The 22652-nt window shown below is 66.6% G+C and carries 22 protein-coding genes; 10 read left to right on the top strand and 12 right to left on the bottom strand.

What is annotated here, in order from left to right:
- Window positions 1-19: 19 nt before the first annotated feature.
- Both sphst_RS07570 and sphst_RS07565 read right to left on the bottom strand, forming a co-directional pair.
- The gene (locus sphst_RS07570; protein ID WP_107045366.1) at window positions 20-2779 is read right to left on the bottom strand and encodes a response regulator; all 2760 of its coding nucleotides are present in this window, start codon (window positions 2777-2779) and stop codon (window positions 20-22) included.
- A gap of 325 nt (window positions 2780-3104) precedes the next feature.
- Window positions 3105-3863 carry a competence/damage-inducible protein A gene (locus sphst_RS07565; protein ID WP_031395632.1) on the bottom strand — a complete coding sequence of 253 codons (759 nt, stop codon included), beginning with the start codon at window positions 3861-3863 and terminating at the stop codon, window positions 3105-3107.
- Between the two features lie 52 nt (window positions 3864-3915).
- Between sphst_RS07565 and map the strand changes: the two genes are divergently transcribed.
- Window positions 3916-4743 carry a type I methionyl aminopeptidase gene (gene map / locus sphst_RS07560; protein ID WP_031395631.1) on the top strand — a complete coding sequence of 276 codons (828 nt, stop codon included), beginning with the start codon at window positions 3916-3918 and terminating at the stop codon, window positions 4741-4743.
- 132 nt (window positions 4744-4875) lie between these two features.
- Here map and sphst_RS07555 read toward each other — a convergent pair whose 3' ends face one another.
- Window positions 4876-5298 carry a hypothetical protein gene (locus sphst_RS07555; protein WP_031395630.1) on the bottom strand — a complete coding sequence of 141 codons (423 nt, stop codon included), beginning with the start codon at window positions 5296-5298 and terminating at the stop codon, window positions 4876-4878.
- A gap of 160 nt (window positions 5299-5458) precedes the next feature.
- On the opposite strand from sphst_RS07555, the gene purL reads away from it, so the two are divergent.
- The 3 genes from purL to bfr all read left to right on the top strand — a co-directional run bounded on the left by purL (window position 5459) and on the right by bfr (window position 8551).
- Window positions 5459-7678, top strand: a complete 2220-nt coding sequence (gene purL, locus sphst_RS07550) for a phosphoribosylformylglycinamidine synthase subunit PurL (protein ID WP_031395629.1) — start codon at window positions 5459-5461, stop codon at window positions 7676-7678.
- A 93-nt stretch (window positions 7679-7771) separates the two neighbouring features.
- Window positions 7772-7942, top strand: a complete 171-nt coding sequence (locus tag sphst_RS21170) for a (2Fe-2S)-binding protein (protein ID WP_081877712.1) — start codon at window positions 7772-7774, stop codon at window positions 7940-7942.
- Between the two features lie 93 nt (window positions 7943-8035).
- Complete coding sequence (gene bfr / locus sphst_RS07540; protein WP_042467738.1) at window positions 8036-8551, top strand: bacterioferritin; 516 nt, start codon at window positions 8036-8038, stop codon at window positions 8549-8551.
- Between the two features lie 54 nt (window positions 8552-8605).
- Here bfr and sphst_RS07535 read toward each other — a convergent pair whose 3' ends face one another.
- The 8 genes from sphst_RS07535 to sphst_RS07500 all read right to left on the bottom strand — a co-directional run bounded on the left by sphst_RS07535 (window position 8606) and on the right by sphst_RS07500 (window position 14586).
- Entirely contained in the window at window positions 8606-9043 is a 438-nt protein-coding gene (locus sphst_RS07535; RefSeq protein WP_031395627.1) for an Hpt domain-containing protein, read from the bottom strand.
- A gap of 55 nt (window positions 9044-9098) precedes the next feature.
- Window positions 9099-9368, bottom strand: a complete 270-nt coding sequence (locus tag sphst_RS07530; protein WP_267895108.1) for a sulfurtransferase TusA family protein — start codon at window positions 9366-9368, stop codon at window positions 9099-9101.
- A 15-nt stretch (window positions 9369-9383) separates the two neighbouring features.
- Complete coding sequence (gene der, locus sphst_RS07525; protein ID WP_031395626.1) at window positions 9384-10772, bottom strand: ribosome biogenesis GTPase Der; 1389 nt, start codon at window positions 10770-10772, stop codon at window positions 9384-9386.
- 71 nt (window positions 10773-10843) lie between these two features.
- Complete coding sequence (locus sphst_RS07520; RefSeq protein WP_031395625.1) at window positions 10844-12166, bottom strand: outer membrane protein assembly factor BamB family protein; 1323 nt, start codon at window positions 12164-12166, stop codon at window positions 10844-10846.
- A complete protein-coding gene (locus sphst_RS07515) occupies window positions 12163-12900 on the bottom strand; it encodes a tetratricopeptide repeat protein (RefSeq protein ID WP_031395624.1) in 738 nt (245 codons plus the stop codon). Before sphst_RS07515 ends, sphst_RS07520 begins: the two co-directional genes overlap by 4 nt.
- Before the next feature lie 92 nt (window positions 12901-12992).
- The gene (gene panB / locus sphst_RS07510; RefSeq protein WP_031395623.1) at window positions 12993-13865 is read right to left on the bottom strand and encodes a 3-methyl-2-oxobutanoate hydroxymethyltransferase; all 873 of its coding nucleotides are present in this window, start codon (window positions 13863-13865) and stop codon (window positions 12993-12995) included.
- A 71-nt stretch (window positions 13866-13936) separates the two neighbouring features.
- Window positions 13937-14218 (bottom strand): DUF427 domain-containing protein, encoded by a 282-nt coding sequence (locus sphst_RS07505; RefSeq protein ID WP_031395622.1) that lies wholly within the window; start codon window positions 14216-14218, stop codon window positions 13937-13939.
- 11 nt (window positions 14219-14229) lie between these two features.
- Complete coding sequence (locus sphst_RS07500) at window positions 14230-14586, bottom strand: ArsC family reductase (protein ID WP_031395621.1); 357 nt, start codon at window positions 14584-14586, stop codon at window positions 14230-14232.
- Between the two features lie 254 nt (window positions 14587-14840).
- On the opposite strand from sphst_RS07500, the gene sphst_RS07495 reads away from it, so the two are divergent.
- The 5 genes from sphst_RS07495 to sphst_RS07475 all read left to right on the top strand — a co-directional run bounded on the left by sphst_RS07495 (window position 14841) and on the right by sphst_RS07475 (window position 19918).
- Window positions 14841-15071, top strand: coding sequence for a hypothetical protein (locus sphst_RS07495; protein ID WP_156363278.1), 231 nt, complete (start codon window positions 14841-14843; stop codon window positions 15069-15071).
- A gap of 70 nt (window positions 15072-15141) precedes the next feature.
- The gene (locus sphst_RS07490) at window positions 15142-17217 is read left to right on the top strand and encodes an NAD(+) synthase (protein ID WP_107045365.1); all 2076 of its coding nucleotides are present in this window, start codon (window positions 15142-15144) and stop codon (window positions 17215-17217) included.
- A gap of 120 nt (window positions 17218-17337) precedes the next feature.
- Window positions 17338-18108 (top strand): CDP-alcohol phosphatidyltransferase family protein, encoded by a 771-nt coding sequence (locus tag sphst_RS07485; protein ID WP_234387504.1) that lies wholly within the window; start codon window positions 17338-17340, stop codon window positions 18106-18108.
- 15 nt (window positions 18109-18123) lie between these two features.
- Complete coding sequence (locus tag sphst_RS07480; RefSeq protein WP_031396675.1) at window positions 18124-19215, top strand: inositol-3-phosphate synthase; 1092 nt, start codon at window positions 18124-18126, stop codon at window positions 19213-19215.
- A 1-nt stretch (window position 19216) separates the two neighbouring features.
- The gene (locus sphst_RS07475) at window positions 19217-19918 is read left to right on the top strand and encodes a phosphocholine cytidylyltransferase family protein (RefSeq protein ID WP_031396674.1); all 702 of its coding nucleotides are present in this window, start codon (window positions 19217-19219) and stop codon (window positions 19916-19918) included.
- A gap of 16 nt (window positions 19919-19934) precedes the next feature.
- Here sphst_RS07475 and sphst_RS07470 read toward each other — a convergent pair whose 3' ends face one another.
- Window positions 19935-21203: a M24 family metallopeptidase gene (locus tag sphst_RS07470; protein ID WP_031396673.1), complete on the bottom strand. Its 1269-nt coding sequence runs from the start codon at window positions 21201-21203 to the stop codon at window positions 19935-19937.
- Window positions 21204-21275: 72 nt separating this feature from the next.
- Between sphst_RS07470 and sphst_RS07465 the strand changes: the two genes are divergently transcribed.
- Window positions 21276-22613, top strand: a complete 1338-nt coding sequence (locus sphst_RS07465; RefSeq protein WP_031396672.1) for a dicarboxylate/amino acid:cation symporter — start codon at window positions 21276-21278, stop codon at window positions 22611-22613.
- Window positions 22614-22652 lie beyond the last annotated feature (39 nt).

Raw genomic sequence — 22652 nt, 5'->3', positions numbered from 1 at the left:
ACCCTGCCCCCCGTCACGGTTACTGCCGGTCAGGATTTCCGTCTGAGGCGATCTGCATCAGCACAGGTCCTTCGGCCGCAGTATCAGCCGGCGCTGGCCTGTCGATCGCCGACTTCGACGCCGCCCTGACGACAGCCGAGCGCAGTGCCTCGACGCCATAGGGCTTCGGCAGCAGGATCGCCTGGGGATCCCATGGCACGAGCGCGACCTCGCTGTCGCCGGTTGCGAACACGACCCCGATGTCCGGCCGACGCATGCGGACCGCTTCGGCAAGCTCAGGGCCGGACAGCCCGGGCAGGTTGACGTCGCTGACCAGCACATCGACCGGGCGGGCCTGCAGCGTCGTGAGCGCCGCTTCGGCGCTGGCCGCCTCGATCACCGCCATGCCCAGATCGCGCAGCATCTCGGCGGCACCCGCACGGATCGCCGCGTCATCCTCGACGAGCAGGACGCGGATCGGGACGTCTCCGTCCGACTGCGGCGCATCCTCGTGACCCTCCGCCGCGCGCCGCCGCGCGCGCTGGCCGGCAAGAACCTGTTCGAACTTCCGCGCGAGCGCCTCGCGCGTATAGGGCTTGGACAACAGCTCGACGCCGACGTCGAGCCGGCCGCCATGCACGATCGAATTCTCCGTATAGCCCGACGTGAACAGCACCGCGAGATCGGGGATCCGCTCGCGCGCACGACGGGCGAGTTCGGGGCTCTTCAGCGTCCCCGGCATCACCACGTCGGTAAAGAGCATGTCGATCGGCACGCCGCTTTCGATGACGTTCAGCGCACTGCCCGCGTCGACCGCTTTCAGTACGCCATAGCCGAGGTCGCCGAGCATCTCGACGACGGTCGCACGGACTTCGTCATCATCCTCGACCACCAGCACGGTCTCGGTCCCGCCGATGATCGGCCCACCGCTGGTCGCGACCTCGACGTCTTCGGGGCCCATCGCGCGCGGCAAATAGAGCTTGATCGTCGTGCCTTCGCCGACCTCGCTGTAGATCTTCACATGGCCGCCCGATTGCTTGACGAAGCCATAGACCATCGACAGGCCGAGCCCGGATCCCTTGCCCTCGCTCTTGGTCGAGAAGAACGGCTCGAACACCTTGTCGATGATGTCGGGCGCCATGCCGCTGCCCGTGTCGGTAACCGCCAGCATGACATATTGCCCCGCCGCGACCTCCAGATGGCCGCGTGCATAGGCGTCGTCGAGGCTGGCATTGCCGAGCTCGATCGTCAGCTTGCCGCGCCCCTCCATCGCGTCGCGCGCATTGATCGCGAGGTTGAGCAACGCGTTTTCGATCTGCGTCGGGTCGATGAACGTGTTCCACAGCCCACCGCCGACGACCGTCTCCACTTCGATCGCCTCGCCGATCGCACGCCGCAGCATGTCGTCCATCCCGCGCACGAACCGCGTGACGTTGACCACCTTGGGTTCGAGCGCCTGACGTCGGCCGAAGGCGAGCAGCTGCGCGGCGAGCTTGGCGCCGCGTTCGATCCCCGCCATCGCGTTGCTGACCCGGCGCTCGGCACGCGCATTCCCGGCAATGTCCTTGCCGAGCAGCTGCAGATTGCCCGAGACGACCTGGAGCAGGTTGTTGAAGTCGTGCGCGACACCGCCGGTCAGCTTGCCGATCGTCTCCATCTTCTGCGCCTGGGCGAGCCCCGCTTCGGCAAGCCGACGCTCCTCGATCTCGCGGATGACGCGCGCCTCGAGCGTCTCGTTGAGGACGCGCAGCTGACGCTCGGCGCGTTCACGGTGGCTGATCTGTCGTTCGAGCTGCAGCGTGCGATTGACGCGCTCCTCGACGTCGAAGACCAGCACGTAGAAGCCGTTGATCGCCCCATCGGGTTCGATCCGCGGGATATAGCGCAGCTCGGACGCGCGGTCGCCGCCGTCGCGGTGCGGCAGCCGCGCATCGGCGGTTACCGTCTCGCCGGCCAGTGCCCGGTCCATCATCGGCTGCCGTACGGCAAAGGCGGGCTGACCGATGACGTCGCGGACATGCCGTCCGACGACCTGCGCGGGTGTCAGCCCGACCCAGTCCTCGTAAAAGCTGTTGGCGAACCGATAGACATAGTCACGATCGATATAGGAAATCAGCACGGGCAGCGCGTCGGTGACGATCCGCAGCTCCGATTCGCTCCGCGCCAGCTGCCGTTCCGCCGCCACCCGCTCGCTATTGTCGATGACCGTGCCCAGCACGCCGCCGACGCTGCCGTCGAAATCATGCACCGGGGTGTAGAAGAGGTCGAGCGTCACCGCGTGCGCCGCTCCGTCATGATGGAGCGTCATCGGCTGGTCGCGAAACAGCATGACCTCGCCGCGCATCACCTCGCCCAGCACGTGGCGGTTGAAGTCCGCCTGCTCGGGCCAGACGTCGACGGCGCGCGCACCGATCGCAGCCGGATGCTTGCCGCCCGCGATCCTGGCATAGCCGTCATTATACAGCATGAGGCCGTCGGCGCCCCACATCAGCACCTTGGCGACGGGCGAGTTGACCACCGTATTGACGGTCGAGCGAAGCTGCGGGGACCAGGTGTCGATCGCGCCGAGCGGCGTCGCGCTCCAGTCATGCGCTCGTATCGCTGCGCCACATGCCCCGCCGGCGATCGGCCAGGCCACCGGGGTGGCGGCGACGGATCGCCCCACCCGGTCGCGCAGCAGCGTCAGGGTCTCAGCGGCAACCGCATCGGCGCTGGTGCCGGTGCCGGCAATTACCTGGGCATCGATGAAGCGGTCGAGTTCGGACGCGAGCACCGGGTTGCGGGTCTGTCGGGTAACCATGCCACCGGGGTAGCTCTCCGACCGCGCCTGTCAATCACGCTTGGCATCGGCACCGGACTTGGCAGACGGAGCGAGCCGCGCGCACGACCGACGTGCACGCGGCGCAACGCCCCTCAGTCGAGGGGCTTGGTCACCGGCCGCCACATCACGAAGGCGAGCGCCACGAGTGGCAACACCGCCATACAGCCCACGATCATCAGCATCAGATTGCTTGCAGTCATCCAGCCTCTCCTTCGTATTTTTACGAAGGCTGACGGGTATTGCCGTGCTTTGCAAGCGGCTTGGCCCAGCGGGCCGTCCACCAACCTGGGATACGCCCGCGGCGTCAGATGCCTTCGGGTGTTACCACGCGCCCGGTCGCCTCGAGCGCGCTGACCAGATCGGCGATGCAGCGATCGACCAGCACGGCATCCGCACTGCGCACGACGAAATTCGCGCCCGTCCGGCCGTCGCGGAAAAACGGGTAGCTGCCGACCGCGACGCCGTCATGCGCCTTCTCGGCATCGCGCAGCAGGTCGGCGACTTCGCTCTCCGCCACCCAGCAGCCGATCGTCTTCGACACGACCGGGCGTCCGCCCTCGAGCGTGCCGGTGAGCGCGTCGAGCATGCCGGCGGTGATGTGCGGCACCCCCGCCATGATGAAGATGTTGCCGATCCGGATCCCCGGCGCGCCCGATACCTTGTTGTCGATCAGGTCGGCACCGACCGGCACGCGCGCCATCCGCGCGCGTGCTTCGGTCAGCCCGCCGCGGGTCGCATAATAGGCCTCCAGCACCGCCATCGCCCGCGGATGATGCTCGACCGCGACACCCAGCGCTTCGGCGATCGAATCGACGGTGATGTCGTCATGCGTCGGGCCGATCCCGCCCGTGGTGAACAGATAGTCGTTGCGTGCGCGCAGGGTGTTCACCGCCTCGACGATCGCCTCGGTCCGGTCGGCGACGACGCGCACTTCGGCCAGCCGGATGCCCTGCACGTTGAGCCAGGCCGCGATCTGCGCGACGTTCTTGTCCTGCGTGCGGCCCGACAGGATCTCGTCGCCGATGATCGTCAGTGCGGCCGTCCAGATGCGTTCCTGTGTCATGGCCCTTCGCATAGCCTCGCAAAAGTTGCGCCGCCACGCTATATCGCTCGCCATGACCGAATATGTAACCGTCACGTCCGACGCGCCGGACGCGCGCACCGGCGCCATCAAGCTCCACGGCCCCGCTGCCTTTGAAGGCATGATGAAGGCCGGGCGGCTCGCCGCCGAGACGCTCGACATGATCGTGCCTCACATGGTGCCGGGCGTGACCACTGCGGAGATCGACCGGCTGATCTACGACTTCGTCACAGCCGCCGGCGCGGTGCCGGCGACGCTCGGCTATCGTGGCTATACGCACAGCGTCTGCATCTCGATCAACCATGTCGTTTGCCACGGCATCCCGAGCGAGAAGACGCTGAAGTCGGGCGATATCGTCAATGTCGACGTCACGCCGCTGCTCGACGGCTGGCACGGCGACACGAGCCGGATGTACCTGATCGGCGACGTGCCGATCAAGGCACGGCGCCTCGTCGAGGTGACCTATGAATGCCTGATGCTCGGCATCGAACAGGCCAAGCCCGGCAACCGCATGGGCGACGTCGCGCATGCGATCCAGCGTCATGCCGAGAAGCATCGCTACGGCGTGGTCCGCGATTTCTGCGGCCACGGCGTCGGCCGGCTGTTCCACGACGCCCCCGAAGTCGTCCATGTCGGCAAGCCCGGCACCGGCCCCGAACTGCGCCCCGGCATGATCTTCACCATCGAACCGATGATCAACATCGGCCGCCCCGACGTGAAATTGCTCGACGACGGCTGGACGGCGGTCACGCGCGACCGCTCGCTGTCGGCGCAGTTCGAACACTCGATCGGCATCACCGAGACCGGCTGCGACATCTTCACGCTTAGCCCCAAGGGCTACACGCAGCCGCCCTACGGGTGATACGCACGGGGGGGCGCAATCGCCCCCCTCCCGTCATCCTGACGAAAGTCAGGATCCAGAGCCGCAAGGCGCGTACCTCGTTACCCTAGATCCTGACGTCCGTCAGGATGACGACGCAAAGTGGGATGACGACTACAGGTCGCGGCAGAGGATCGCAGCCCTCCGCAACTCCACCTCGGCGCTTTCACCGGCGGCCGCATCGCCCTTCGCTTCGCCACCCTTGGTCTGCACCGTCAGCTCGACCGGCCCCTCGATCCGGCACAGGATACCCTTGGGCGACTGGCTGCAGGCCTTCGTCGCCTTGTCATAGGCCGCCTGGGTCTGCTCGCCCGACGGCCGGACCATGAACGACACCATCGACGACCCGCCAAACAGATGCGATCCAAGACCCATCGTATTGACGCGCCATTCGGTGGCCCGCGCGGGCTTCGATCCGGCCTGCTTCATGTTGAGTTTGGGAGCAAGCCGCTCGCAGAAACTCGCCGGTGCCTGCGCGGGCAGTTGCATCGCCGTGCTCCCCAGCGCCGCAATCGCCAGTATCGACGCGATCTTCATTAACACCCCCCGAATGACGACCGCCCTGCCATATACCGGGCGGTATCGACGGAAAGTCTGACGCCGTTTCATGACATGGCAATTGCACGTCGCCAGTCCCTCGCGCTTCGAGCAGGATCGACGCTGGCAAGTCGCCCCCCACCCCGCTAAAGCCCGCCCCATGACCGAGATCACACCGCAGATCGTCGCCGACCACGGCCTGTCCCCCGAAGAATATGAGCGCGTGCTCCACGCGATCGGCCGCGAGCCCAATCTCGTCGAGCTCGGCATCTTCTCGGTGATGTGGTCCGAGCATTGCAGCTACAAGTCGAGCAAGATCCACCTGATGAAGCTGCCCACCAAGGGCGAGCGCGTCATCTGCGGCCCGGGCGAGAATGCCGGCGTCGTCGATATCGGCGACAATCAGGCGGCGATCTTCAAGATGGAGAGCCACAACCACCCGTCCTACATCGAGCCCTATCAGGGCGCGGCGACCGGCGTCGGCGGCATCCTGCGCGACGTCTTCACGATGGGCGCGCGACCGATCGCCAACATGAACGCGCTGCGCTTCGGCCGGCCCGATCACCCCAAGATGCGCCACCTGATCTCGGGCGTGGTCCACGGCATCGGCGGTTATGGCAATTGCGTCGGCGTGCCGACGGTCGGCGGCGAGGTGAACTTTCACGCGGCGTATGACGGCAACATCCTGGTCAACGCGATGACCGTCGGGATCGCCGATCAGGACAAGATCTTCTATTCGGCCGCCAGCGGCATCGGCAATCCGATCGTCTATGTCGGCTCCAAGACCGGTCGCGACGGCATCCACGGCGCGACGATGGCGAGTGCGGACTTCGGCGAGGATTCGGACGCCAAGCGCCCGACCGTCCAGGTCGGCGATCCCTTCACCGAAAAGCTGCTGATCGAGGCCTGTCTCGAACTGATGGCGACCGACGTCATCGTCGCGATCCAGGACATGGGCGCCGCCGGCCTCACCTCCTCGTCGGTCGAGATGGCGTCGAAGGGCGGAGTCGGCATCGAACTCGTCATGGACGACGTGCCGCAGCGGGAAACGGGCATGACGCCGTACGAGATGATGCTGAGCGAAAGCCAGGAGCGGATGCTCATGGTGCTGAAGCCAGGCCGCGAGGCCGAGGCCGAGGCGATCTTCAAGAAGTGGGAGCTCGATTTCGCGGTGATCGGCCGCGTCACCGACACCGGCCGCATGGTGCTGACGTTCAAGGGCGAGACCGTCTGCGACATCCCGCTCGGGCCGCTGGCCGATGAGGCACCGCTCTACGATCGCCCGCACGTGCCGACGCCCAAGCCCGCGCCGCTCGAAAACGTGCCGCACAGCAACGACATTGCTGCCGACCTGGTGACGCTGATGGGCTCGCCCGACATCGCCTCGCGCCGCTGGATCTGGGAGCAATATGACCACATGGTCGGCGCCGACACCGTGCAGCGCCCCGGTGGCGACGCCGCGGTCGTCCGCGTCCACGGCACGCAGAAGGCGCTGGCGATGACCACCGACTGCACGCCGCGCTATTGCTTCGCCGATCCCGTCGAGGGCGGCAAGCAGGCGGTCGCCGAAGCATGGCGCAACCTCACCGCGGTCGGCGCGCTGCCGCTTGCGGTGACGAACTGCCTCAACTTCGCCAACCCGCAGCGTCCCGAGATCATGGGTCAGATCGTCGGCTGCCTCGAAGGGATGAGCGACGCGTGCATCGCGCTCGACTTCCCGATCGTGTCGGGCAACGTCTCGCTCTACAATGAATCCAAGGCGACTGGCGGCGGCTCGGCGATCCTGCCGACGCCTGCAATCGGCGCGATCGGCCTGCTCGCCGACTGGCAGAAGAATGCGACGATCGCGTTCAAGGGCTCGGGCGACATCATCCTCGCGGTGGGCACGCGGCACGGCCATCTCGGCCAGTCGCTGTGGCTGCGCGAATGCCATGGTCGCGAGGAAGGCCCGCCCCCTTCGGTCGATCTGGCGGCGGAGCGTCGCGTCGGCGACCTCATCCGCAACGCGATCGCCGAGGGCCAGCTGTCGGCAGTCCACGACGTCTCGGACGGCGGCATCGCCGTGACCCTGGCCGAAATGGCGCTCGCAGGCTGCATCGGTGCGATGATCGATCGCAAGCAGCCCTTCGACTGCGCCCGCGCTTTCTTCGCGGAGGACCAGGGCGTCTATATCGTCACCGTCGAGGACCACGCGCTGCTCGACTTCCTCGGCGCCGCACATGCCGCCGATGTCGAGGCCGAACCATTGGGCCGTACCGGCGGCAAGCGCCTGATCTTCGAACGCCCCGATCGCGACGACGTGATCGCACTCGACACGCTGCGCGCCGCGCATGAGGGCTTCTTCCCAACGCTGATGGGGGCAGACGCCGCGCTGGCCTGACCCGCCATGCAGCGTTAGTTGCGAATCACACGCAAAAGCGCTTGCGACTGTTTCGCATTATCGCTAATTGGAAGCTCTCACGAGGGAGCTTCCATGGTCGTCTGCGTCTGCAATGCCATTCGAGAATCCGACGTCCGCAGCTGCGCGCGGGGCGGGTGCGCGACGCCCTGCCAGGCGTTCCGTTCGCTGGGTCGTCAGCCGAAATGCGGTCAGTGCACGTCGGTCGCCCGGGCGATCATCAACGAGGAACGCGCCGCAGCCTGACCTGGCGCGGCGCCACACGGCGCGGTCCCGTCGCCCTTGCCGCCACGAACGTAAAACCGCTACATGCCGCTCAGAGGTGACGGAGTTATGGCAATGCGCGGCGATCCCACGGTAATCGATTTCCTGAACGAGGCGCTCAAGAACGAGTTGACCGCGGTCAACCAATATTGGCTCCATTATCGGATGCTCGAGCATTGGGGCGTCTACAAGCTCGCCCAGTATGAGCGCATGGAGTCGATCGACGAGATGAAGCATGCCGACTGGTTGTCGGAGCGCATCCTGTTTCTCGATGGCCTGCCCAATTTCCAGCTGCTCGGCCGCCTGCGCATCGGTGAGACTGTCGAGGAGGTTCTGAAGTCCGACCTCGCGCTAGAAGTCGAGGCGACGATCCAGCTGAAGAGCGCGATCGCCTATTGCGAAGAGGTGAAGGACTATATCAGCCGCGACCTGTTCGCGCGCATCCTTGCCAGCGAGGAAGAGCATGTCGACACGATCGAACGCCAGTTCGAGATGATCGCGCGGATGGGCATCCACAACTACATCCAGCTCAACTCGATCTCCGAGCATGATTCGCCCAAGGCCGGTGCAGCACCCTATCTGAAGGGCTGAGCTCGTCTGCCGGTCGTCGTTCGCGGCGACCGGCAACGCGCGCCGCCGTCGCGCTTATTCGGCGCCGAACCCCGATGGGACGGCACGCCGCCCGAACCCGCCCGCCGCGGGACGGCGAGGGACCAGCGGATTGGCCTCGCGCTCGAGCAGCGTCAGCGTTTCGCCAAAAAGCGGCCGCAACCGCGCGACATGCTCGAGCGCGGCATCCGGGGTATCGTGAAGCTCGACACAGTCGCGTGCGATCGTCTCGATCGTTTCCGCGAGATCGGCCAGCGGCTCGGCGCCGAACTGGCGCGCCTCGCCCTTCAGGGTATGGGCTGGAATGATCAGCGCCGCCGCGCTGCCGGCGCGCATCGCCGCTTCGATCGTCGCGACCGACTTCACGCCGTCTTCGCGGAAATAGCCGAGGATGCGGATGAACCCGCCGCCAAGCTCGCTGCGGGCCTGTTGAAACGCCGGCCAGTCGACCAGGGTGTTTCCTTCGAATGACACTGACGCCTACTCCCGTTTGGCCGGCCCGCCATGAACGTCGACGGTCAGCCTATCGCTATTCCGTAAAGACATTGTTGCTGTCGGACCCGCGTGTCACGACAAATATTGGCGCGACTGGATCGGAAATGATCGCCATGTCCGCGCCCGCTGCCGCCGCGACCGCGGCCAGCTCGGCAGGCGCACGCGGATCATCGGCGCGGACCTCGATCCGAACACTGGCCGGCATTCCGTCCGAGCCTGATCCCTCGCCCGCCTGACGCAGCGTTCTGGCCAGCCGCATCGCGGGCCAGGGGCACCGCATGCCCCGCGCGTCGATCCGGACCACCCCGGACGCCACCGTCTAGTAGCCGCCGCCGCCGCCGCGATTATCGTCGTACGGGTTCTTCGGCGCGCGGAACATCAGCCGGACCGGCACCGCGCCGAAGCCCAGATCCTTGCGCATCGAATTGACCAGATAGCGCTCGTAGCTCGCCGGCAGCTGGTCGACGCGCGTGCCGAAGATAACGAAGCTCGGTGGCCGAGTCTTGACCTGCGTGACATAGCGCATCTTGATCCGCTTGCCGCCCGGGGCCGGTGGCGGCGTCGCCTCGATCGCGCGTTCGAACCAGCGGTTGAGCTCGCCGGTGCCGACACGCTTCGACCAGGCGTCGCGCGTGTCGAAACACGCCTGGAGCAGCTGGTCGATACCCTTGCCGGTCGCGCCCGACACGGTCATGACGGTCACGCCCTTGACTTGGCTGAGGCCGTCCTCGAGCGCGCGCTTCACGCCGTTGAACAGCGACGACGCGCTCTCGGCGATGTCCCATTTGTTCAGCGCGATGACGAGCGCACGGCCCTCCTGCAGCACCTTGTCGGCGATCCGCAGATCCTGCGCCTCGAGCCCCAGCGTGGCGTCAAGCAGCAGCACGACGACCTCGGCGAAGTCGACCGCGTGCAACGCGTCCTCGACCGACATCTTCTCGAGCTTGTCCTGGACCTTCGCACGCTTGCGCATCCCCGCCGTATCGATCAGCCGGACCTTGCGCGATTCGCCGCCGGTCGGATGCCAGTCGTAATCGACGCTGATCGAGTCGCGCGTGATGCCGGCCTCGGGACCGGTGATCATCCGGTCCTCGCCCAAGATGCGGTTGACCAGCGTCGACTTGCCCGCGTTCGGACGTCCGACGATCGCGAGCTTCAACGGCCCCTCATATTCATTGTCGGGCTGTTCCTCCGGAACCTCGTCCTTGCCTTCGAGCAGCGGGAGCAACGCCTCGAACAGGTCGCCCATGCCCTCGCCATGCTCGGCGGACAGCTCGACCGGATCGCCGAAGCCGAGCGCCAGCGACTCGAGCACGCCGTCATTGCCCGCGCGGCCCTCGGCCTTGTTGGCGACGAGCACGACCGGCACGTCGGCGGTGCGCAGCCAGCGGGCGATCTCCTCGTCGAGCGGCACGATGCCGGCGCGTGCGTCGAACAGGAACAATGCGACATCGGCCTGGCCGACCGCAGCCTCGGTCTGCTGACGCATCCGCCCGGGCAGCGTCTGCGCGTCATGATCCTCGTATCCGGCGGTATCGATGATGCGGAAATCGAGCCCGATCAGCGACGCATCGCCCTCGCGGCGATCGCGCGTGACGCCGGGCCGGTCGTCGACCAGCGCAAGCTTCTTGCCGACGAGGCGGTTGAACAGGGTCGACTTGCCGACATTGGGGCGGCCGACGATTGCGACCACAGGGAGTTTGGACATGCCGTGCCCTTAGCGCGGGAACGCTCCGTCGTCACCTGTTACCCCTCTCCCACCGGGAGAGGGGTGACGGCTCACCGATAGGCGGTGATCTTGCCCTTCTGGTCGAGCGTGTAGAGCGTCGAGTTTGCGACGATCGGCGGCAGGGTGAAGGGCGTCTTGGTCTCGATCGTGCTGCCGACCGCGCCATCGCCCGGATTGACCGAGACGATCTCGCCGCGCGAATTGGTCAGGATCAGGCGTCCGCCCGCCAGGATCGGGCCATACCAGGTCACCGGCCCCTTCTTCTTCTTCTCATTGTCGAACCGCTGCAGCTGCGCGATCCAGCGCGCCTTGCCGTTCGACCGCGACAGGCAGACCAGCCGCGCATCGTCGGTGACCACGAACAGCCATTCGCCCGCGATCCAGGGGGTCGAGATGCCCGCGAAATTCTGTTCCCACAGACGCTGGCCGGTCGAGAGCTCGAGCGCGACCATGCGCCCGCCCTGCCCGACCGCATAGACACGGCCGCCATCGATGACCGGGGCCGCGTCGATATCCGACAGGCTCGACACCGATGTGGTGATCGACGTGCGCGACAACGCGTCCTGCCACAGGATGCGGCCATTCTCGTAGCGATAGGCGCTGAGTTCGCCGCTCGAGAAGCCCGAAACGACGGTACCCTGGCTGACCGCGGGTGCCGCGACGCCGAACACGCCCTGCGTCTCGAGCGTGCCCGACTGGACCCACTGGACCTTGCCGTCGCCCTGGTTGAGCGAGAAGATCTGGTTGTCCTGCGTCAGGACATAGACCGCACCGTTCGACACGGTCGGCGAGCCACGCAACGGGCCGCCGGGCTTGGCCCGCCACAGGATCGTGCCATCCGACGCGTTCATCGCGACTACGTCGCCGACGCCGTCGGTCGCATAGACCTTGCCGTCGTCATAGCTCACGCCGCCGCCGAACCGCGCAGACTGGTTGATCTTGCCCTCCGTGATCGGCGTGGTCCACAACGCCCCGCCGGTGTCGGACTTGAACGCATGCGCGACGCCGTGGACGTCCATCACGAACAGCTTGTTCTCACCGACGACAGGCGGCGCGGCCATGCGTTCGCGGTTGGAGCCACCGTCGATCGAGGCCTGCCATGCCTTGGTGGGCTGCGCGGCGAGCGCAAGCTGGCCCATCGACTTGGCGGGATTGCCGCCCGGCTGTGCCCAGGCGTCGTTGACCGAGGGGGCCGGCAGGAGAACCTGGACATCGGCGATCGTCGCGTCGGTCTCGACCCCGTTCTCGGAGGTCAGGATCGATACCCGGTTCCCGACAGTCGGGGTTTTCTTGACGCCACCCTTGAAGATGCCGCAGCCGCTCAAGGCCATGAGCGCAGCCACCGCGACCGTCACCCGATAAGACTTCGTCATTGCGCGTTGGTATCCTCAGTTGATGCAGCAGCAGCGGCGGCCCCGGTCGTCCCGGTGCTGGCAACGGCGTCGACGCCCAGTACACCGGCCATCTGAACAGCGCGTTGACGAATCGTCTCGGGCACGCCGGGATCAGCCGCGATCTGGCCGAAAAGCGTCCCCGCCTGCTTGGTCTGGTTCATCCGGACATAGGCGACCGCGACCATCTCGCCTGCGCTGCCGAGCCAGGGATTGCCCGTGACCGCAAGCGGACGCAGGCGCTCGACCACGACCTGCGGCTTGAGCGTGTCATATTCCGCCAACGTCTGCCGGACCAGCGCAAGGTCGCGGAACGGCTTGGCGACCGACGTGTCGGCAGCGATCGCCGCCAGCTTGGCCGCGGCGCCCTTCATATCCTCTTTCTGGAGAAGGATATCCGCTTCCGTGAACCGCGCGAGCGCGCTGTACCCGGCGCGGTCGGACGCGGCGAGCTTGGTCAGCGTCGTGTTCGCCTCGGCGACCCTGTCCGCGGCCAGCGCGTCATAAGCGGCCTGGAGCTGCTCGCCCTCGACACCCGCCTGGGTTTCGGTGCGGTGCTGATAATAGAGGAATCCGGCCAGCGCGACGAGTGCTGCGACCACCCCGAGCGCGACCCATTTGCCCCAGGTCGTCCAGAAACCCGCAAGCTGATCGCGGCGCAGTTCTTCGTCGACCTCGCGGAGGAACGCTTCATCGGTTTTCGGCGGCAGGGCCAAGGGTGACTCCGGAGACAAAGGGAGGAAAGGATATCAGGGGATGGTGGAATGGCGCGGACCTTAGCCGCCACGCGTCCGAAACAAAAGCCGGATCAATCCACCGTGCCGGCGCGCGGCGCATAGCTCTGGTCGGGTCCCGGAAAGGCACGGGCGCGAACCTCGTCGGCATAGGTCTCCGCCGCGCCCGAGATCTTGCCGGCGAGATCCTCGAACCGCTTCACGAACTTGGCGGTACGGTCGAACAGGCCGAGCATGTCCTCCGCGACGAGCACCTGGCCGTCGCACTCGACCGAAGCGCCGATGCCGATCGTCGGACAGGCGACCGCGCGCGTGATCTCGATCGCGATCGGCTCGACCACGCCCTCGATCACCAGCGCGAATGCGCCGGCCTCGGCAACGGCCTTGGCATCCGCGACGATCTTCGCCGCCTCTTCGGGCGTACGGCCGCGCGCGCCATAGCCGCCCAGCACGTTGACCGCCTGCGGGGTGAGGCCGACATGCCCCATCACCGGAATGCCGCGTTCGACGAGGAACCGTACGGTCGGCGCCATCGCGGTGCCACCCTCGAGCTTCACCGCCGCCGCGCCGGTCTGCTTCAGCAGCCACGCGGCGCTCTCGAACGCCTTTTCGGGTGACGCTTCATAGCTGCCGAACGGCATGTCGATCACGACCACCGCGTGATAGCTGCCGCGCACCACCGCCGCGCCGTGCGCCGCCATCATCTCGAGCGTGACGGGCACGGTCGAGGGCAGGCCGTAGATCACCTGCCCCAGGCTGTCGCCGACCAGCAGCATGTCGCAGTGTGGATCCAGCAGCTGCGCGTTGCGCACCGTATAGGCGGTGAGCATGACGAGCGGCACCTGCCCCTTCTGCCGGCGGATCGCGGGGATCGTGAGGCGCTTGAGCGGGGCGGGCGTCGGGTTGGCGCGACTCGTCGCGGTGTCGAGCGTGTAGGTCGTGGACATGGGCGCGCGTTCTAGCGAAGCCGACGCCGCTCGCCCAGCCCGTCCCGTCGCGCCCGCCCGGGCGGCGCGGCTCAGCCGACCGTCACGCCCTTCCAGAAGGCATAGCGATCCTTGATCTCGGCCGCGGCGGATTTGGGATCGGGATAGTACCAGACCGCATCGACGTTGCGCTTGCCGTCGACGACTAGCGTCTTGTATCGCGCCGTACCCTTCCACGGACAGTTCGACTGCGTCGCGCTGTCTTCGAGCAGCGCCGGATCGATGCTGTCCGCGGGGAAATAGTGATTGCCCTCGACGACGACGGTATCGTCGGACCGGGCGATCTCTTGGCCGTTCCATGTAGCGACAGGCATGCTCGTCTCCTTCAGGCGGTCCCCAGCCCCGCTGCCTCATACCGCTCGGGCTTGAACCCGACCAGCAGCGTCTCGCCGGTATCGAGCACGGGGCGTTTGATCATCGACGGCTGCGCGAGCATCAGCGCGACCGCCTTGTCCGCGTTCAGATCGGCGCGGTCAGACTCGGGCAGTTTCCGGAACGTGGTGCCGGCGCGGTTGAGCAATGGCTCCCACCCGACCCGGCCGATCCAGTCGCGCAGCCGTGCGTCATCGATCCCGGCAGTCTTGTAGTCATGAAACATATAGGCGACGTCATGCGCATCAAGCCACGCACGCGCCGTCTTCATCGTGTCGCAGTTCCTGATCCCGAACAGCGTGATCGTCAAAATTGCTTCCCCATAAGACACCCTGCCACGCACCCCGCGCGCCATCGCCTGTCAGTCCCGATAGCAGATCTGCCTGCCGATCGCGCAACAGCCGCAGTGCGGATTTTTGCCATGGACGGTGGAACCTCGGCGCCGCGAAATGGCTGTACGATGTACGGAATGACCAAGACAAGTTGCGGACATAGAAGGTTTTTCGGCGGGATGCCGTGAAAGACCTGTCGGGTCCGATGACGGCAGGCGATGGGAGCGGGATGATGACGGACAAGGCTGCAGAAGCGCGACAACTGAACCTCATTACCCTCTTATTCGCGATCCTCGCATTTGGCGGCATACTCGCGCTGGGCAGTGTCGACGCGAAGACGAAGCAGCAGCGGTACCGGATTGCGAAGACCTACCAGATCTCCGAACGGCAGAAGCTCGAACGCCGGCGCGCCCGTGCCGTGCAGGGGGTCATCGCCTCCACGTCTGCGCAGAGCGCCCCCTGACAGCAGCCTCCGCATATCCGGCCGGTGAAGCCGGTAGCATGAACTGCCCCGCGCGTTTAACGATGCGGGCATGACGCATCCATTCTACGCGATCCACACGCACGGCCTGATCCGGGTTGCTGCAGCAACACCGCGGGCGTCGGTCGGGGATACCGCCGCCAATGCCGCGGCGACGATCGCACTGGCGACGCAGGCGGATGCGCAGCATGTCGACCTCGTCGTCTTTCCCGAACTCAACCTCACCTCCTATGCGCTCGACGATCTGCATCTGCAGACCGCGCAGCAGCGTGCGACGCTGGCGGCGATCGACAGCGTCGTCGCGGCGAGTGCGACGCACTGCGACATGCTGCTGGTCGGCGCGGCGCTGGTGCGCGCGGGGCGGCTGTATAATTGCGCGGTGGTGATCGCGCGCGGTCGCGTGCTCGGGGTCGTGCCGAAGACCTTCCTGCCCAACTACCGCGAATTCTACGAAAAGCGCTGGTTCGCGAGCGGCGCGGGACTGACGGGGCTGTCGATCGATCTCGGCGGCGAGTCCGTGCCGTTCGGCACCGACCTGATCTTTGCGGCGCGCGACCTGCCGGGCTTCGTGGTCCATGCCGAAATCTGCGAGGATTACTGGGCCCCTACCCCGCCGTCGACCGCGGGCGCGCTGGCCGGCGCGCTGATCTGCTGCAACCTGTCCGCGTCGAACATCGTCATCGGCAAGGCGCGCGAGCGCGAGATGCTGGCGGCGGCGCAATCGGCGCGCGCGGTCTGCGCCTATGTCTATTCCGCGGCGGGCCCGGGTGAGAGCACGACCGAGGTTGCATGGGACGGCCAGGGGCTGATCCACGAGCTCGGCGAACAGCTCGCGCAATCGCGCCGCTTCGCGACCGAGCCGGATCTTGTCGTCGCGGACGTCGATTGCGAGCGGATCGCGCAGGAACGGCTGCGGACCGGCACGTTCAACGACGCGGCGGCGTTTGCGGGGCATCCCGAGACGCGCGTCCGGCGGATCGCGTTCGATCACCTGACCGATCCTGCCGTCGCGGATGTCGGGCTCGAACGCGTCGTCCCCCGCTTCCCGTTCGTCCCCAATGATCCCGCCCGCCGCGACGAGGATTGTTACGAGGCGTTCAACATCCAGGTGGAAGCGCTGGCGAAGCGGCTCGAGGCCGCGCACGCCCGCACGCTGGTGATCGGCGTGTCGGGCGGGCTCGACTCGACCCACGCGCTGATCGTCGCGGCCAAGGCGATGGACCGGCTCGGCCGCCCGCGCGCCGACATCCTCGGCTTCACCATGCCCGGTTTCGCGACGGGCGAAGGCACGAAGGCGAATGCCTGGGCGCTGATGCGCGCGCTGGGCATCACCGCCGAGGAAATCGACATCCGCCCCGCGGCGCGGCGGATGCTTGAGGATATGCGGCATCCCTTCGCCGATGGCGCGCCGACCTATGACATCACCTTCGAGAACGTCCAGGCGGGGTTGCGGACCGATTATCTGTTCCGTCTCGCCAATCAGCGCGGCGGGATCGTCGTCGGCACGGGCGACCTGAGCGAGATGGCGCTGGGCTGGTGCACCTACGGCGTCGGCGACCAGATGAGCCATTATGCGGTCAACGCGGGCGTGCCCAAGACGCTGATACAGTTCCTGATCCGCTGGTGCATCCGCACCGGCCAGTATGACGCGGCGACCGATGCGATCCTGTCGACGATCGTCGCCCAGGAAATCTCTCCCGAACTCGTCCCCGCGGGGGTGGACGGCGCGCTGCAGAGCACCGAATCGATGATCGGGCCTTATGCGCTGAACGATTTCTTCGCGCATTACGTGATCCGCTATGGCCTCGCGCCGTCGAAGATCGCGTTTCTCGCCTGGCATGCCTGGCGCGATGCGGAGAGCGGGGCATGGCCCGCGGACCTGCCGGCGACTGCGCGCGTCGCCTATGACCTGCCGACGATAACCGCATGGCTCGAAAGGTTTCTTCAGCGCTTTTTCGCGACGAGCCAGTTCAAGCGCTCTGCGCTGCCGAACGGGCCAAAGGTCTCGGCGGGCGGCGCATTGTCGCCGCGCGGCGACTGGCGCGCACCGTCGGATGGAACCGCGCGGGTCTGGATCGACGAATTGCGCTCAGCCGTTCCGCAGGCCGAGCCGGGCGACCTTGCATAAATTGCGTGCCGCGCGCATTATGAAAATCCTATGACAGTGGCTCCACCGGATGGATCGCGCGATCGCCGGATCGAGATCCCATCTAACCTTTGGCTGATTCACCCGGCAGGCCGCGCGCTTTTGCCCCTCGCACTCGCGCGTCGCATCTCGGCGAACACGGTGTCGGTGGCGGGACTGGTCCTGGGGGGCGCTGCTGCGCTGGCCTATACGCATTGGGGCAATCCCGCTTTGGCACTAATCGGCCTGGCCCTGTCGATCGGGTGGCTGATCGCCGATGGTCTGGACGGCATGGTCGCCCGCGCGACCAAGACCGCGAGCCCGCTCGGGCGGATGCTCGACGGCCTGTGCGATCACGGTGTGTTCGCGCTGATCTACATCTCGCTCGCCCTCACCATCGACACGCCAGAGGCCTGGATCCTCGCGGTTGCGGCGGGCGCCGCGCACGCGGTGCAGTCGAACATGTACGAGGGTGAGCGCTCGCGCTTCCATCGCCGGATCCGCGGCGTCGCGCTCGACGCGCCGCCGGTGCCGACCGGCAACGCGCTCGTCCGCTTCTATGACGGGGTGGCCGGCAGCATCGACCGGATCGCGATGCCGTTCGAACGCACGCTCGGTCAGGCCAGCGATCCTGTCGCGCTTGGCCAGAGCTATGCCACGCGCGCCGTCGCGCCATTGCGCTTCATGGCCTTGCTAACCGCGAATGTCAGAGTATGGGCGATCTTCGTCGCCTGCTTTGCGGGCAACCCGCGCATCTTCTGGTGGTTCGAGATCGTCCCTCTGACGCTCGTCGCCATCGTCGGGCTCGTCTGGCACCGTCGTGTCGAACGGGCTTTCGTCCGTAATACCACACCGCCGCGATCGAAGACCGCGTCGCGCATGCATCTTTCGTAAGGAACAGGGTCAGTAATGAATAGCATTCGGATCGCCGTGGTCGGCATCGGCAACTGCGCGAGCTCGCTCGTCCAGGGTCTCGAGCATTATCGCGAGGGGGCAAACGACCAGGTCGGCCTGATGCATTTCGATATGGGTGGCTACAAGCCAAGCGACATCAAGGTCGTCGCGGCGTGGGACGTCGATCGTCGCAAGGTCGGCAAGGACGTCGCCGAGGCGATCTTCGCCAAGCCCAACTGCACCGCAGTGTTCGCCCCCAATGTCGGCAACACCGGCACCATCGTGAAGATGGGCAAGACGCTCGACGGCGTCGCCGATCACATGTCCGACTTCAAGGACGACCGTACGTTCCTCCTCGCCGACGCCGCAGAGCCGACGCGTGAGCAGGTCATCGCGGATCTGAAGGCGTCAGGCGCCGACGTGCTGATGAACTACCTGCCCGTCGGTTCGCAGGAAGCGACCGAATTCTATGCCGACTGCGCGATCGAAGCCGGCGTGGCGTTCGTCAACAACATCCCCGTCTTCATCGCATCGAACCCCGTCTGGGCAAAGAAGTTCGAAGACGCCGGCGTCGCGATCATCGGCGACGACATCAAGGCACAGCTCGGTGCGACGATCGTCCACCGCGTGCTGACCGACCTGTTCGCCAAGCGCGGCGTGAAGCTGGATCGCACCTACCAGCTCAACACCGGCGGCAACACCGACTTCCTCAACATGTCGAACCATCGCCGTCTCGAGTCGAAGAAGATCTCGAAGACCGAAGCCGTCCAGTCGGTCGCGGCCGAGCGGATGGATGACGACAACGTCCATATCGGCCCGTCGGACTATGTCCCCTGGCAGAACGACAACAAGGTCTGCTTCCTGCGCATGGAAGGCCAGCTGTTCGGCGGCGTGCCGATGAACCTCGAGCTGCGTCTTTCGGTTGAGGATTCGCCCAACTCGGCGGGTGTCGCGATCGACATGATCCGCTGCGCCAAGATCGCCAAGGATCGCGGCATCGCCGGCGTGATCGACCCTGCATCGGCCTATTTCTGCAAGCATCCCCGCACGCAGATGACCGACGATCTCGCGCAGATCGAGGTCGAGCGGTTCATCAAGGCCGCCTGACATGATCGAGACGGCTGTCATCCTCGCCGCCGGGGAGGGCAGCCGTCTCCGCGCCTCGGCGCCCTATAAACCACTCTGCCCGGTCGCCGGCCGCCCCCTCATCGCGCATGCGCTCGAGGGTCTTGCGGAAGCAGGACTCAAGCGTGCGATCGTCACGCTGAGTTACGGCCGCGACGCGATCGAGGCCTATCTCGCCAGCCGCAGCTGGCCGCTCCATGTCAAAACCGTCCTTGCGGACCACCGCGAGCCCAATGGCGTATCGGTGCTTGCCGCGACCGAGGCGCTGGCCGGGCAGGACGCGGTTCTGGCGATGTGCGACCACCTCGTTCTCCCCGCTCTTTATCGCCGCATGGCCACCGCCGGATCGGGTAACGGGCTTCGGCTCGGCATCGACCGCCGGCTCGGCCATCCCTGGGTCGACCCCGAAGACGTCACGTGTGTCGCGACCAATGGGTCGGCGATCGTGGCGATCGGCAAGGGTCTCGAACCGCATGACGCCTATGACACGGGCGTTTTCGCGATCTCGCCGCGCCTCGGCGCCGCACTCGCCACGCTGGCGGGTCCCTCGCTGACCGAAGGCGTCCGCATGCTCGCCGCGCAGAACCGTGCCGACGTGGTCGACTGCAGCGACATCGACTGGATCGACGTCGACGACGCAGCCGCCCTCGCGCATGCCGAGCGCTGGATGAGCCGGGCCGCCTGAGCAGGCCCCGGGCTCGTCAGCCCAGCGGTCGGTCGAGCGACGTGGGCGGCACGCTGAACCAGCTCGGCCCCGCTTCGGTCATGTAGAAGCAATCCTCGATCCGGATGCCATAGCGCCCGGGGATGTAGATGCCGGGCTCGTCGCTGAAACACATGCCCGCCGCGAGTTTCGTCGCCTCGCCCCGCACCAGATTGACCGGTTCGTGCCCGTCCATGCCGATCCCGTGCCCCGTCCGGTGCGACAGGCCGGGCAGCTTATAGCCCGGACCATAGCCCAGCGCCTGGTAATGCTGCCGCACCGCATCGTCGACGCTGCCCGCAGTTGCGCCGATCCGCGCGGCGGCAAAGGCGATCTTCTGACCGCGTATCGCCTGGTCCCAGGTCTTGCGCTGGTCGGCGGTGGCGGATCCGTGAACCCAGGTGCGCGACACGTCGGACTGATAGCCCTGCACGGTGCACCCGCAATCCATCAGCACGACCTGCCCGTTCGCGACGCGGTGGATCTCGCGGCTGCCATGCGGATAGGCCGACGCTTCACCGACCAGCGCCATCGAGAATTCGGGCGCCCCGCCGAGCTTCCGCGTCGCGGCCGTCATCAGCGCGCCGATCTCGGGACCGGTCATGCCGGTCTCGACTCGCGCGTGTGTCCATCGATAGGCGGCGAGCGTGACGTCCGTCGCCGTCTGCATCAGCGCGATCTCGGCAGGCGTCTTGATCATCCGACAGCCGCGCACGACCGGATTGGCCGACACGATCCGCGCCTCCGGTACCAGCCGACGCAGCGCGTCGACGGCGAAGAAGCGCATCGTCTCCTCGATTGCGATCGGCTGCGCGATCAGCCTGCGATCGCGCAGGAAGCCCGACACCACCGCGAGCGGGTTCTGATCCTCCTGCCAGACGCGGACCTCCGCCGGCACCGCGAGCGTCTCGCGCACCGACGGCTCCTCGAAAAACGGCGTGACGATACAGGGCTGCCCCTCGACCGGCAGGATTGCGGCGGTCAGCCGCTCGCTGCGGCTCCAGCGGACACCGGTGAAATAGAGCATCGACGATCCCGGCTCGATCAGGACCGCGCCGATCCCCGCCGCCTTCATCAGCGCCTGGGCGCGCATCAGCCGGGCGGCGCGCTCGTCCGCATCGATCGGTTTGGCACCCCCCGTGAGATCGGACAGCGCCGACAGGTCGGGCTCGGCGGCGCGCAGCACCGCGCCGATCGACAGCAGCGGGAGCGCGGCAGCGGCACTTAGGAGCGTGCGCCTGGTGGGTAATTCGGGAGAGATTGCCATGTCGGGACGATAGGGTCCTTGACCCGGGCGCCGCAATCCCCTTCCCTCCTTCGCGAGTTTCGGGAGCGTTTAATGGCCAAGCGGCTAACCTATTATATCCTGTTCGGGCTGGTCGCCGGCATGGCCGTCGGCTGGATCCTCAACGCGTCGATCGACGACGGCAGCGCGCAATCCGCCGCGCAGCTGAAGGACATTGCCGGCTATTTCTCGATCGTCACGTCGCTGTTCCTGCGGCTGATCAAGATGATCATCGCGCCCTTGGTCTTCTCGACGCTGGTCGTCGGCATCGCGCATATGGGCGACACCGGGGCGCTCGGTCGCGTCGGCCTGCGCAGCCTCGGCTGGTTCATCTGCGCGAGCCTGTTGTCGCTGACGCTCGGCATGATCCTGGTGAACGTGCTGCAGCCCGGCGTCGGCCTCGCGCTCGCCATCCCGCCGGCGACCGCGTCGAGCGGCGTCAACCGAGCCGCCTTCGATCTCGCCAAGTTCATCACCCATATCGTTCCCGACTCGATGATCTCTGCGATGGCGAGCAACGAGATCCTTCAGATCGTCGTATTCTCGGTGTTCGTCGGCGTCGCGATCACCGCGGTCGGCGAAAAGGCCGCCCCGCTCGTCAAGGCGATCGAGGCGCTCGTCGCGGTCATGCTGCAGATCACCAACTATGTGATGCGGTTCGCGCCGTTCGCGGTGTTCGCTGCGGTGACCGCGACGCTCGCCGAACGGGGGCCCAGCATCCTCGGCGATCTCGGCTATTTCATGCTGACCTTCTATCTCGGGCTGGCGCTGCTCTGGCTGATGCTGATCGGCATTGCCTTCCTGCTTATCGGCCCGCGGACGCGGCTGCTGGTGCGCTATATCCGCGACCCGCTGATCCTCGCCTTCTCGGCCGCGTCGTCGGAGGCGGCCTATCCGCGCACGCTCGAGGCGCTCGACCGGTTCGGCGTGCCGCCGCGGATCGCCAGCTTCGTGTTGCCGCTCGGCTATTCGTTCAATCTCGACGGCTCGATGATGTACATGACGTTCGCGTCGCTGTTCATCGCGCAGGCCTACGGCATCGACATGCCTATCGGGCAGCAGATCGCCATGCTGCTGGTGCTGATGGTCACGTCGAAGGGCATTGCCGGCGTGCCGCGTGCCTCACTCGTGGTGATCGCGGGCACGCTGTCGATGTTCAAGATCCCGGAGGCCGGCATCCTGCTCATCCTCGCAGTCGATCACTTCCTCGACATGGGCCGATCGGCGACCAACGTCATCGGCAATGCGGTCGCCGCGACCGTGGTCGCGAAATGGGAGGGCGGGCTCGACGAGCGTGAACCCGCCGACCGCGACCCGCCGCACGCACCGACCGGGCATGGCCCGAAGGTGAATGTCGACAGCTATGAGAAGATCAAGCCCGGCCAGGCCTGAGCGGCACGGGACGTCAGGAGGCGGTCGGCCCGCCCGCCT

It is taken from the genome of Sphingomonas sp. STIS6.2, assembly GCF_000732685.2.
Lineage (GTDB): Bacteria > Pseudomonadota > Alphaproteobacteria > Sphingomonadales > Sphingomonadaceae > Sphingomonas > Sphingomonas aerolata.
The sequence above is the reverse complement of the archived record's forward strand: the minus strand, read 5'-3'. Positions and strand labels throughout refer to the sequence as shown.